Raw genomic sequence first — 12,221 nt, 5'->3', positions numbered from 1 at the left:
GGTGGAGAAGCCAACAGTCTTCCCAGACAGTTTCGTTGACCCCTGCCCATAGATCAATAAGCCGGTCACGACCCCGAAGGGCCCTGACCGGCTCCCGCCAGCCCTCCGTCAGCGCGTGGGCGGGTTGAACTCCGGCTGGTCGAGCAGGCGCAGCCAGGTACCGTCGGGCTGGCGGCGGACCACCTGCGCACGGGCTCCCGAGCCGTCCTTGGGAGGAGTGGAGGTCAGGGCGATGTCGCCACTGATCAGGGTGGGCAGCGGGGTCTCCTGCTCAAATTTCGGGGCGTGCGCCAGAACCTTTCCCCAAAGCTCGCGGATGGCCTCGCGGCCTTCCGTGACGCTGCCCGGAGGGTAGGCCATGACAGCGGTTTCCTCATACAGCGCGGCGATACCGGCCGCATCGCCCGCATTGGCACGCTCGACGAACAGACGGGTGAGGTCTTCCGGCTTCAATGCCTTCTCGTTCTCCGACACAGGGGTCCTTCCGTGCATGGCTGACTTTCAGCACTACCAGTCTCCAACGCCGCATCTTCACAAGTCCAATCAATCAACCTGATCAGCGTTATAATCAACGGCTATGGAACTCAGGCAGTTGAGGTACTTCATCGCCGTCGCAGAGGAATCCAACTTCACCCGGGCCGCCGAACGACTGCGTATCAGCCAACCCGGGATCAGCGCCCAGATCCGCCAGCTGGAACACGACCTGGGTGCGACCTTGATCGATCGCTCCGGTCGCACTGCGAGTCTGACCTCGGCCGGAGAGGCGGTTCTCAGCCACGCCCGGGCGGCCCTCGCGGCTGCCGAGGCCGCGCGCCACGCGGTCGCCGAAGTGAACGGACTGCTCCGTGGCCGGCTCACCGTGGGCATGGTCACCGCGTGCACGGTCACCCCGCTGTTCGACGCCCTCGCCTCCTTCCACCGGGCCCATCCGGGGGTCGAGATCACGCTGGCCGAGCACAACTCCGACGAGCTCATCGAGCAGGTTCGCGGCGGTGTGGCGGACCTGGCCCTGATCGGCACCGCCGACGAGCCTCCGCAGGGTCTGGAAGCGATGCCGATCATCAGCGAACGGCTGGTCGCAGCCGTTCCCTTCGGCCATCCCCTCGCCGAATCCGCGCGGGTCACGCTCGACCACATCAGCGCCTACCCGATCGTCTCCCTGCCCGAAGGCACCGGGATCCGTGCCGTGTTCGACCAGGGTTGCGCGGCCCAGGGAATCCGGCCGAACATAGCGCTGCAGGCCAGTGCGCCCAGCACCGTGGCCAACCTGGCCCTCCGCGGCCTCGGCGTCGCCGTCCTCTCCGAGTCCATGGCCGCCCATTACGACGGCCTGGAGACGCTCGTCATCGACGATATCGAGACACTCGCGGTGCTGTCCCTGGTATACAACTCGGGCAAGAGCGCGGCTCTCCGGGAACTGCTGGCGCACTGCCGCCACTCCTTCCTCACAGCGCCCGCCGACCGGCTGGTTTCGGTCACGGCCGGTCTGGCCACCGGCTGAGCGGTCCCCGTATACGAGGCAACACCGCCGGCCCCGACTCGGATGAGTCGGGGCCGGCGGTGCCGTACGACGGATCAGCTCTCGGCCGCCACCGGACGTCCCGGGGCGTCCGCCGCCGGAGCGGGCTTGGGCTGCTGGTTGGCCACGAAGTCCTTGGCGCGGATCAGCAGCAGGGCCAGCACGCCGCCGATCAGGGCCAGTCCGGCCGCGATGGCGAGCAGGGTGTTGATCCCGTCCACGAACCCCGACAGGGCCAGATCGTTGACCTTCTCGTGGAACTGCTCGGGGGTGGAGGCGACCGCGGCACCGATGTCGCCGCCCCGGACCTGGGCGGTGAGTTCCGCGCTGCGCCCCGCCAGTTCGGGGGTGCCGCGCAGCCCGCCGGCGAGCTTGTCGCCGATGATGGCGGCGAAGATGGAGCCCAGCACCGCGACGCTCGCCGTGACACCGAGCTGGCGGAAGGTGCTGTTCGTGCCTGCGGCCATACCCGACCTGGACATGTCCACCACGCCCATCGCGGTGGAAGCCAGGGGCGGGTTGACCAGGCCGGCGCCGATGCCGCCGAGCACGAAGCCGGGGATGAAGTGGGTCCAGCCCGTGTCCGCGTCCACGTTGCCCATCAGCAGCAGCCCGACGCCGACCAGGATGAGGCCGCCACCGATCAGGACCCGCGCCGGGAGCTTGCTGCTCAGCCTGCCGGCGATGTTCGAGGCGACCAGCATCGCCACGGAGGCGGTGAGCAGCCGGAGCCCGGTCTCCAGCGAGGAGTACTCAAGCACTTCCTGGAAGTAGATCGCCAGGAACAGGAACATCGCGAAGAGGGAGCCGTTCATGGCGAACGCCGCGATGGCCCCGCCGAGGAAGGTGGGGATCCGGAAGAGTCCCAGGTCGAACATCGGCTGCTCGACCTTCGACTCGACGACGAGGAAGGCGATCAGCAGGACCGCGCCGGAGATCAGGAACGTCAGCGCGGTCGAGTCGGACCAGCCGGACTCACCGGCCAGGATGAGGCCGTAGACGAGCGTGGCCAGACCGCCTGTGAGCAGGATGAAGCCCGGCCAGTCGAGCTTCCGGGCGAAGGGGGACTTCGCCTCGTCCACCCGCAGCATTACGATCGCGGCGACCGCGATGCCGATCGGCACGTTGATGAGGAAGATGCCCCGCCAGCTGATGCCGGCGGTGATCAGACCACCCGCGACCGGGCCGATCGCGGAGGCGAGGCCGGTGACCATGCCCCAGGTGCCGAAGGCGGTGCCGAGTTCCCTGCCCCGGAACGCGCCCGCCAGCAGGGCCAGGCCGGTCGCGAACATCACCGAGCCGCCGACGCCCTGCACGATGCGGGAGAGCACCAGCATGAGGGGCGACTGGGCCAGACCGCAGAGCAGTGAGCCGATGGTGAAGACGACCACACCGATGCCGTAGAGCCGCTTGCGGCCGAACCGGTCGGCGAGCGTTCCGCTGGTCAGCAGCAGCGTGGCGAGTGCCAGTGAATAGCCGTCAATGACCCATTGCAGATCGGCGAAGCTGGCGTTCAGGTCCTCTTGGATGGGGGGCATGACGACGTACACGATCGTCGTGTCCAGCAGGAGCATGAAGGTGCCCCCGCACACCGCTAACAGTGTCCACCACTTCTTTTCCATGTGAATTCCTTCTGCCGGCCGAGCTAGCGGATGCTCTGGACATTGATCGGCGGGATGTTGTGCGTGAGGCGAAAAATGTTCGCGGGGTCGTACACGGCCTTGATTTCCCTCAGGCGCAGGTAGTCCTTGGGGTCGTAGGCCATGCGTACCTGTTCGGCAGTGGCGTTCTCGCCGTACAGGAAGTTCAGGGAGCGGCCGGTCGTGACGGGCTCCAGGGCCTCGATCAGCCGGGCGTGCGCGGCCCGTGTGGCGTCGAGGTTGTCGGGTGCGACCCGGTTCAGCACGGCGAGCATGTACCTCGCGTCGCGGTTGCCGACCGCGTTGGCCACCGCCGGCGGCTGGGCCAGGGCGCCGCCGAGGTGGCGGATCTCCACGATGCAGGTGACCGGGGCCTGGGGGCCCGTCAGTTCGAGCACCGTCTTGACCAGGCCCTCGTCGAGGTCGCGGGTCATGGCATTGGTCCCGATGTACGGGGCCGGCTGCACCGGGTCGTTGTGGATCGAGCCGGACTCGGCGTACGGCAGTTCGCGTACGGAATCGGCCAGGGCCGGGCCGAGCGCCCGGAGCGGCGCGACCAGCCGCTCGCCGGTCTCGGCGTCACCCAGGTAGGCCACCCGTACGTGCACCACGTACCGTCCCCGCAGCGGCGGCGGGAGCGCCGGGATGTCGGGGAGCGGGACGAGCGCGATGGACGAGGTCATCTCGTCCGGGACGGTGCCGGTCCAGCGCAGGTAGGCGTTGACGACGTGCTCGGCGAGGCTGCCGTCGAAGTAGAGGCCGCCGCCGTAGAGGCGTTCGACGGGTACGAGGTCCACTTCGAGGCCGGTGACCACGCCCAGGCTGCCGCGACCGCCGCGCAGTGCCCAGAACAGGTCGGGGTCGCTCTCGCCGGTGACATGACGCAGCTGCCCGTCGGCCGTGACGACGTCGATGGCGCGGATGTGGTCGGCGGCGTATCCGTGGCGGCGGGCCATCAGGCCCAGGCCGCCGCCGAGCATGTAGGAGACGGCGCCGACGCCCGGGGCGCTCCCGTTGAGCGGGGCCAGCCCGTACGGGGTGGCCGCCTCGATCAGCTGCCGGGAGGTGACACCGGCGGCGAACCGGGCGGTGCGGGCCTCGGGGTCGATCGTCACGTCCGTCATCCGGCGGGTGGTGACCAGCAGTCCGCCGTCGGCGGCCGGAGCGGGGCTGTGGCCGGTGGCCTGGACCGCGACCGGCAGATCGTGGGCGGCGGCGAACTCCACGGCCGCTCGCACGTCCTCGGCACGGGTCGCGCCGACGACCAGGGCCGGGCGGTGGACCCCGAAGGTCTGATAACCGGTGCGTTCCTCGTCGTACGCCTCGTCACCGCGCAGCAGGACCGGACCGCTCACGCGTCCGGACAGTTCCCCGATCGCCGGTCCAAGGGCGATGGTGGGGTCAGGCACGTCATGCCCGGTGCTCATGTTCGTTCCTCTCGGTGGGCGCGCGGCGTGGGGCCCGGAGTCGGAGGGTGGTGGCCCGCCCCCCGCCAGCGGGGGACTGGTGTCGGAGGGCGGGCGTACGGTGTCGCACCTGAATGCTCGCCGAACCCGGTACCAGAAGTCCAAGACCTTGTTTTTGTGGATACCAGAACTGTTGGTTATGCCTGATGGGTCGTCGAGTGCCGAACGGCGACCGCGAAGGCGAAAGCCCTCGTGCCGCCGAGCGTGACGAGAGCCCGGTCCGCTCCGGCCCGGGCCCACAGCAGGCCGTCGGACCGGCTGAGGCGAACCCGCCAGAAGAGACCGCCATGGGCCGGCCTGCAGTCGGAGAGTGCCTTGAATCCGGCCTCCTTCGCGACGAACAGGCGACGCAGCGTCTGCCGGCTCCGGTCCGGCCACAGCAGTGCCCGCTCGGTGTCGTTGAGGAGGTAGCGGTCCAGCCCCGGTCCGAGGTGGCCCGTCTCCAGGTCCACGCCGATGCCGGTGACCCCCCGGGCGACGACCGCGACGGCGAAGGATGGCGTATGTGTGATCGCACCGGCGAAACCGTCGGGGAACACCGGAGCGCCGTCGGAGCGGCGGCCCACCGTCAGCACAGCCGAGCCGGCACGCCGGAGCGCCGTGCCGGCCGCGGTACGGCCGGCACGGCGCTGCTCGGCCGGGCCGTGCGGAGGGTCGACCCGCGCGACCTCCAACAGGATTCCCGCGGGCCGGCCGTCGGTCAGGGCTGACTCAGGCATCCGCCCCGATGACCCGGGAGACGAAGGCCACGACCTCCTTCTGGAACCACTCGGGCTCCTCCAGGAACGCGAGGTGCCCCCCGCGGGGCACCGTGACCGTCTCCGAGTCCGGCAGCAACCGGGCCAGTTCCTCCGCCCCGTTGGACCCGAGCGAGAAGTCGTCGCCGCCCACGAACAGCAGAGTGGGCTGCGTGACCTTGCTGAGCAGCTCGGGTTCGAGCGGTGCCTTGACGGACACCGCCAGTCCGGCCCGGAGCGACTCCTGGGTGTGGATGCCGAGGAAGTTCTGCTTCCGGCCGATGAACCCGGTCGGCCCCGCGGTCTCCACCGCGTAGTCGCCCGAGACCAGCGGGTACAGCTGGTCGTACAGCACTCCCAGTCCCCCGGTGTCCAGCGCCTTCAGCCAGGACTTGGTGATCCGGCGCAGGCGCTGGCCACCGTAGGGGCTCATCGCCGGACCGGCGAAGACCAGGCCGTGGACCCGCTCCGGGTACGCCACGGCGAAGTCGCGGCAGATCAGGGTGGAGAAGGAAGTGCCGAGCAGGAACGCCTTCTCGATCCCGAGGGAGTCGAGCAGCGCCTTCAGGTCGGTCACGTGGTCTTCCCAGACGGGCTCGCCGACCTGCGGGGTCGACTCGCCCTGCCCGCGCAGGTCGTAGGAGAGGAGCCGCGCCCCGGAGGCCAGATTCGCGGTGTACGACCGCCAGGACTTCCGGTCCATGAAGAAGTTGTTGATCAGGACGATGTCGGGGCCGTCCCCGCGGCGCTCGTAAGCGATTTCTATGTCGTCGTTCACCCGGACCGTGCCGGTCTCGATGGTGTCGTGGACGGTCGTGTCTGTCATCGGTTCATCTCCGGCTGATGTCACTGCACTTCGAGAAGTGCCTCGGTGGCGGACCTCGCGCTCCCGAATCGGGCGGTCAGGATGTGCACCCAGCGCTCCAGTCCGAAGGCGAGGCAGCTGGTGTGCGCCGCCTGGCCATCCGGGAGGCTGATCTCGCAGCGTTCCCCGAAGAAGTTGCGGTGGTAGTTCACCGAACCGATGGCCAGGCCGTCGACGATGAACTCCTCCTTCACCGGGAACAGCAGCTGCATCTTGGCCCGTGAGCCGTTGCTGTCGAAGAAGGGGTCGGTCGCGACCTCGGTCTTCATGTCCAGCCCGAGCTTTCCCGCCAGGCCCAGCACCAGTTCCTTGGCACCGGACAGGTGCTCCTTCGCACCGTCGCCCCCGCCGACGAAGACGATCTCCCGCATCGAGAAGCCGAGGAGGCGCCGCAGCCCCTCGTACCGGGTCTCGTTGCGGTAGCAGGTCGCCACCGTGGTGAACCGGTTGGCCTCGGACGGCAGGGTCTGCCCGCGCAGGTCGAAGTAGACCGAATAGCAGGCGGCGGACGGCAGGCCCAGCCGTGCCTCGTTCAGTACCTCGGCCGGAAGCGCGGTGAGCGGTTGGCCGGCGGACGCCCGTAGCGCGGTGAGCCGTTCCGGGTCGGCCGTCGAGACGGCCAGGCCCAGGTGCGGGAAGTTCTCGTAGTAGTCGATGCCTTCGAGGTCTTCCGCCCGCAGCAGCACCGGGTAACGGCGCTCATCGGCCTCCAGCCGCTCGGCCCACGAGAGGACCAGCGCGTCGAACGCCCGGATGAGCCGGAGTTCGTCCGCGCCGAGCACGCCCAGCCCACTGTCCGTCCGCCCGGTGGCGGTCCCCATCAGTTCGCCGCGCGCGCGAGGAAGCGCGCGTCGATCTTGCGAAGCGTGCGGAAGTCGTCCACGTCGATGTCCTCGGGGTCGATCGGCTCACCGCCGAGCTCCTCCAGCAGGTAGAGGAACTCGACGAACGCCAGCGAGTCGATCGCCCGGCGGTCGATCAGGTCGTCGTCGAGCCCCACCTCGCCCACCGCGGGGTTGCGCTTCGTGATGAATTCCAGCACCGCAGTGATCTTGTCGCTCATGCTTCTGCCCCCTGGACTCCGAGACCGGACCGCTCTAGGAATTTCTGAGTACGGTTGAGAATGCGGTTGTGAGCGAGCTTGCGGGCCGGGTGCTCAAGCAGCTGACGCCGCAGTTCGAGCGGGTTTTCCAGCCCTGCATCGCGGTAGACCGCCGGGTTGTACAGACTGCGGATGCTGTAGTCGAGGTACGCATCCAGGTACTTGGCGAGGACAGGGATGTCCTCGGGGTGGTTCTCCTTCACCTGCTCGAGCAGCTGCGTGAAGATGTACCGGCCGAACGCCACGTGCCGGCTTTCGTCCTGGTGGTGGACCCGGTTGATCTCCCTCGCGATGTGCGGCAGGTCCTGATCGGTCGCCATTTTCGCGTTGAAGTAGTCGACGATCTCTTCGAAGATGAGGATGCGGGCGAAGATGACCAGCTCACTGGCCGCCTCCCCGACTCCCTCGATCCGGTTGACGCCGACCGCCGGACCGGCCGGGTAGACCTTCTTGCCGTAGCGCAGGCAGAAGGCGCCGAAGAACCACATGTGCTCGTTCTCTTCACCGATGAAGTGGTGGAGGAACTCCGAGGCATCCGCGTACGTCTTGGTGTGAATGCGCAGCACGACCTCGCTGAGCAGCTCACGGATGCCGTGGATGTTGAGGCTGAAGAAGTTGACCGCCTCGAACCGGGTGAGCGCAAGCTGCTGCTCACGCGTCAGTGCGTCCCAGTGCTCGGTGCCGGCGAGCGTGACCAGGTCCTCGCTCATCCAGGGGCGGTCCTCTTCGAGCGTGTCGGGCCACTCGAAGATCGTGTACGGGTTGTAGTAGTCCGACTCCGCCATCGCCTCGAGCCGGTCGAGCTCAAGGTTCAGCGGCTTGATGGTCTTTGCCATCGGCAGAGCCTTCCTTCAGGAGTGTCACTCGGTGGAACCACGCGCCGAGCGCTAGGCGGCCCGCTCGGCCTGGACCGTCCACACGGGGAGCTGGGTCCGGCCCTTGTCGTCGATCGCGACCTTCGACCCGACCTTGGCCAGGAACGTCTTCGTGGAGGCCGCCACACCCCAGTAGATGGTCCGGCGCAGCTCCGTCACGGCCCAGCCCCCCTCGGCCAGGACCTCCCGCACGGTCGCCTCGGACACGGAGAGCGGCGCGGGCATGCCCCCGGGGACGTCGGCGAGGCACAGCATGTTGAGCCAGGCACCGGGCTTGGTGGCGCGGTGCAGCGCTGCGACGTAGCGCTGCCGGGACGCCGCGTCCAAGGTGTGGAACAGCGCACTGTCCAGCACGGTGTCGAACCTGCCCTCGTATCCGGCCAGGCTGGTGGCATCGGCGACGGCGAACTCGATGCCCGTCCCCTTCGCACGCTCGACGGCCTGCTCGATCGCCGCCGAGGCAGCGTCGACGGCCGTCACCCGGTGACCGCGGCCGGCAAGGAAGACGGCGTTGTCGCCGAGACCGCATCCGCTGTCGAGCACCTCACCGCGGATGCGTCCCAGGGACTCGAATTCGATCACACCCGGCTGGGCCTCGCCGATGTCCCACGGGACGCTGCTGATCTCCGCGTCCGCCAACAGTTCCCCGCCCCGGTAGACGGCGTTGAAGTCCGCGGTGGCGAAATCATAAGGCTTGTCGATGCTGCTGCTCATACGAACTCTCCTCCAGTGTTGCAATTGGTGCAACTAATTCACTGGCCTCATTCGCCAGGCACAGCCCTCACCGAGGTCACGTTAGCGGCGCACCGCGCACTTGGCCTCGTTCCGGTGCGGACGTTCAACTGAGGAATTCCTCAGTCGGACACCGCGGGTCGCGGGCCGGTACGAGTCCGATCCGACGTGGGTGGCTGCGGCCGACGCGAGGACGTACTCTGCCGGACGGCCGGGAAAGTTCGGGCCGAAACCACTCCGGAGCATCTCTTTCAATCGGGAGCCGTTGCCCCGATCAAGCCGGGAGGAATTAAGGGGAATGAACAGTTCTGTTCAAAGGACCGCTGTCCCCGACGACGTCCTGCACGCCGACCTGGTGGCCCGGGCGACCGTGCTGCGGGACGACCTGCGCAGGGATTCCGCGGGGAGCGAGCAGACCCGCCGGCTCTCCGAGGACGTCATCGGCAAGATCACCGGGGCGGGCCTGACCAGGCTTCTCACGCCGAAGCGGCTGGGCGGATACCAAACGGACGTCCGCACACTGCTGGACGTCACCACCGAGCTGGGCCGCGGCTGTTGTTCGGCCGCGTGGGTCACCGGAGTGCTCAATGCCGGGAACTACGTGGTCTCGCTCTTCTCCGACCAGGCCCAGGACGAGGTCTGGGGCAGCGATCCGGACGCCCGCACGGCGCAGGTCCTGGGGCGGCCGGCGTTCTCCGTGGAGGAGACCGAAGGCGGCGTCCGGGTCACCGGGGAGTGGGGCTACGCCTCGGGTTCCCTGCACGCGGAGTGGTTCGGCGGCCTCATCGCGATCGGTGGCGCATCGGGCAAGCCCGAGATCTACTTCGCGCTGATGCCGGCGGCCGACGTGACCATCAAGGACACCTGGCACTTCGCCGGAATGCGCGGGACCGGCAGCAATACCGTGGTGGCGGACGGGATCTTCATCCCCAGGCACCGGCTGCTGCCCTACGTACCCGTCCTCAACGGTGAGACCGACGGCCTGGTCCCCGAGAGCCACGCCTACCGCAACAGCATGACCGGGGTGTTCACGATCGGACTGATCGGATCCCTCATCGGCGGCGCGGAGGCGGCACTGGAGTACGTACGGGAGAAGGTCCACACTCGTCCCGTGGCAGGCTCCACCTACGCCCATCAGGTGGACTCCCCCACTACCCAACTGGACCTGGCCGCAGCCGCGGTCAAGGTCGACACCGCCAAACTGCACGCACGGCGCCTGGCCGACACCATCGACGGCCACGCCCGCGCGGGCGAGAACCCCGACCTGCTGACCCGGGCCCGCGCCCGGATGGACTCCACGCACGTGGCGCAGCAGTGCCGGGAGGCGATCGACCTGCTGGTCACCACCTACGGTTCATCGGCCTTCAGCGAGTCGAACCCGCTCCAGCGGATCTGGCGCGACATCAACGTGGGCAGCCGGCACGCCGGCTTCGGCATGGGCATCCCCGAGCAGGTCTACGGTCGCGCGCTGGTCGGCAAGGACCCGCGCGACCTCAGTTCCCTGGTCTGACCGGCACCGCGCCGGGCACGTCCACCTTCCCCTGGCAGATCCCCGGCAGATCCTCACGGAGGCGACACTTCGACATGTCCGATGACAACGAGGTACGCGAGCAGAACCGCGCCGTCGTGGCGCAGTACATGAACACCCGCGGCCAGGACCGCCTGCGGCGCCACCTCCTCTTCACCGAGGACGGAATCGGCGGTCTGTGGACCACGGAGAGCGGCGAGCCCATCGTCATCACCGGCCGGGACCGGTTGGGCGACCATGCCGTTTGGTCGTTGAAATGCTTCCCGGACTGGGTCTGGACGAATGTCGAAATCTTCGACACCCAGGACCCGAACCAGTTCTGGGTAGAATGTGACGGCGAAGGCCGGATACTTTTCCCTGGATACCCGGACGGACATTACCGAAATCACTTCCTGCACTCGTTCTTGTTCGAGAACGGAAAGATAAAGAAGCAGCGTGAATTCATGAACCCGTGTCAGCAGTTTCGGGCTCTGGGTATCGACGTGCCGACGGTCCAGCGGGCCGGCATTCCCACCTGAGGCACCGAGGCCGGCGCCAGTGAACCGCCGAGCCCCATTCCACTCTTCATCTCGCGGGGGACATCGTGAGGCAGCTCGCCCCAAAACTCCACGAATTAAAAGCCTTCCAGCAGCCCGAGTGGGAAGACGCCGCCCAGGTGCGGCGCGTGCGGGAGGTCCTGTCGTCCCTCCCGCCCCTGGTCACGGCGGACGCCGTGGGGGAACTTCGTTCCCTGCTGGGCGAGGTGGCCGCCGGCAGGGCCCACGTACTGCAGGCCGGGGACTGCGCCGAGGACCCGGCGGAGTCTTCGCCGGCTGACGTCCGCAGGAAGTCCGCGCTGCTCGACGCACTGGCGGACATCCTGGGTGAGGCCACCGGGAAGCCGGTACTCCGGGTCGGCCGCATCGCAGGACAGTACGCCAAGCCCCGCTCGGAGCGCTTCGAGCAGGTCGGCGAATTCGCTCTCCCGGTCTTCCGTGGCCACATGGTCAACGCTCCCGAACCGGACCCGCAGCAGCGCCGACCGGACCCGGAGCGGATGCTCACCTGCTACCGGGCGGCGGACGACATCGCCCGCGAACTGGACCGGCGCAACACCGTACGGCCTCGCGCCGGGAAGGTGTGGACCAGCCACGAGGCGCTGCTGCTGGACTACGAGGTCCCGATGGTCCGCGAGAGCGGCGACGGCAGCCGCTGGCTCGGTTCGGCCCACTGGCCCTGGATCGGCGAGCGGACGCGGCAGACGGACGGTGCGCACGTCCGACTGCTCGCCGACGTCGTCAACCCGGTCAGCTGCAAGATCGGCCCCGGTACGACCCCCGCCGAGGTGACCGCCCTGTGCGAGCAGCTCGACCCCGGACGTGACCCCGGCCGCCTGACCCTCATCAGCCGGATGGGGGCCCACGTCCTCGCCGACCGCCTCCCGCCGCTCGTCAGAGCGGTACGGGCGGCGGGCCACCCGGTGGTCTGGCTGTGCGACCCCATGCACGGCAACACGATCACCGCTCCCGACGGCAACAAGACCCGCCTCCTGCAGAGCATGCTCGTGGAGGTCCGCAGCTTCCTCGGGGTGATGGCCGTGACCGGCGGCGTCGCCGGCGGACTGCATCTGGAGACCACGCCCGACGAGGTCACCGAATGCGTCGCCGACATCTCCGCACTCGGCTCGGTCGGCGACCGGCACACCACCTTCTGCGACCCCCGGCTCAACCCCGGCCAGGCCGTCTCCCTCGTCTCGGCCTGGTCCGACTCCCTCTGAA

Annotated in this window: 13 protein-coding genes; 4 read left to right on the top strand and 9 right to left on the bottom strand. The window is 68.5% G+C overall.

What is annotated here, in order from left to right; all coding sequences use genetic code 11:
* Positions 1–108: 108 nt before the first annotated feature.
* Positions 109–474 carry a nuclear transport factor 2 family protein gene (locus MTF65_RS24430; RefSeq protein WP_243631080.1) on the bottom strand — a complete coding sequence of 122 codons (366 nt, stop codon included), beginning with the start codon at positions 472–474 and terminating at the stop codon, positions 109–111.
* A gap of 103 nt (positions 475–577) precedes the next feature.
* On the opposite strand from MTF65_RS24430, the gene MTF65_RS24425 reads away from it, so the two are divergent.
* Complete coding sequence (locus MTF65_RS24425; RefSeq protein ID WP_243631079.1) at positions 578–1,501, top strand: LysR family transcriptional regulator; 924 nt, start codon at positions 578–580, stop codon at positions 1,499–1,501.
* Between the two features lie 74 nt (positions 1,502–1,575).
* Here the strand turns inward: MTF65_RS24425 and MTF65_RS24420 are convergent, their stop codons facing one another.
* The 8 genes from MTF65_RS24420 to MTF65_RS24385 all read right to left on the bottom strand — a co-directional run bounded on the left by MTF65_RS24420 (position 1,576) and on the right by MTF65_RS24385 (position 8,918).
* Positions 1,576–3,141 (bottom strand): MFS transporter, encoded by a 1,566-nt coding sequence (locus tag MTF65_RS24420; protein ID WP_243631078.1) that lies wholly within the window; start codon positions 3,139–3,141, stop codon positions 1,576–1,578.
* A gap of 23 nt (positions 3,142–3,164) precedes the next feature.
* Positions 3,165–4,586: an FAD-binding oxidoreductase gene (locus MTF65_RS24415; RefSeq protein ID WP_243631077.1), complete on the bottom strand. Its 1,422-nt coding sequence runs from the start codon at positions 4,584–4,586 to the stop codon at positions 3,165–3,167.
* 176 nt (positions 4,587–4,762) lie between these two features.
* Entirely contained in the window at positions 4,763–5,344 is a 582-nt protein-coding gene (locus tag MTF65_RS24410; RefSeq protein WP_243631076.1) for a hypothetical protein, read from the bottom strand.
* Positions 5,337–6,188 (bottom strand): alpha/beta fold hydrolase, encoded by an 852-nt coding sequence (locus tag MTF65_RS24405; protein WP_243631075.1) that lies wholly within the window; start codon positions 6,186–6,188, stop codon positions 5,337–5,339. Before MTF65_RS24405 ends, MTF65_RS24410 begins: the two co-directional genes overlap by 8 nt.
* 20 nt (positions 6,189–6,208) lie before the next feature.
* On the bottom strand, positions 6,209–7,048 hold the full coding sequence (locus tag MTF65_RS24400; RefSeq protein WP_243631074.1) for a hypothetical protein: 840 nt from the start codon (positions 7,046–7,048) through the stop codon (positions 6,209–6,211).
* Positions 7,048–7,290, bottom strand: coding sequence for an acyl carrier protein (locus MTF65_RS24395; RefSeq protein ID WP_243631073.1), 243 nt, complete (start codon positions 7,288–7,290; stop codon positions 7,048–7,050). Before MTF65_RS24395 ends, MTF65_RS24400 begins: the two co-directional genes overlap by 1 nt.
* Positions 7,287–8,165: a diiron oxygenase gene (locus MTF65_RS24390; protein WP_243631072.1), complete on the bottom strand. Its 879-nt coding sequence runs from the start codon at positions 8,163–8,165 to the stop codon at positions 7,287–7,289. The genes MTF65_RS24395 and MTF65_RS24390 overlap by 4 nt, the downstream gene beginning before the upstream one ends.
* 51 nt (positions 8,166–8,216) lie before the next feature.
* Positions 8,217–8,918 carry a bifunctional 2-polyprenyl-6-hydroxyphenol methylase/3-demethylubiquinol 3-O-methyltransferase UbiG gene (locus MTF65_RS24385; RefSeq protein WP_243631071.1) on the bottom strand — a complete coding sequence of 234 codons (702 nt, stop codon included), beginning with the start codon at positions 8,916–8,918 and terminating at the stop codon, positions 8,217–8,219.
* Between the two features lie 316 nt (positions 8,919–9,234).
* Between MTF65_RS24385 and MTF65_RS24380 the strand changes: the two genes are divergently transcribed.
* The 3 genes from MTF65_RS24380 to MTF65_RS24370 all read left to right on the top strand — a co-directional run bounded on the left by MTF65_RS24380 (position 9,235) and on the right by MTF65_RS24370 (position 12,220).
* The gene (locus tag MTF65_RS24380) at positions 9,235–10,446 is read left to right on the top strand and encodes an acyl-CoA dehydrogenase family protein (protein WP_243631070.1); all 1,212 of its coding nucleotides are present in this window, start codon (positions 9,235–9,237) and stop codon (positions 10,444–10,446) included.
* Positions 10,447–10,520: 74 nt separating this feature from the next.
* Positions 10,521–10,982 carry a PhzA/PhzB family protein gene (locus MTF65_RS24375; RefSeq protein WP_243631069.1) on the top strand — a complete coding sequence of 154 codons (462 nt, stop codon included), beginning with the start codon at positions 10,521–10,523 and terminating at the stop codon, positions 10,980–10,982.
* Between the two features lie 65 nt (positions 10,983–11,047).
* Positions 11,048–12,220, top strand: a complete 1,173-nt coding sequence (locus tag MTF65_RS24370) for a 3-deoxy-7-phosphoheptulonate synthase (protein ID WP_243631068.1) — start codon at positions 11,048–11,050, stop codon at positions 12,218–12,220.
* Position 12,221: the final 1 nt, after the last annotated feature.

This window comes from Streptomyces sp. APSN-46.1, from assembly GCF_022815725.1.
GTDB lineage: Bacteria > Actinomycetota > Actinomycetes > Streptomycetales > Streptomycetaceae > Streptomyces.
The sequence above is the reverse complement of the archived record's forward strand: the minus strand, read 5'-3'. Positions and strand labels throughout refer to the sequence as shown.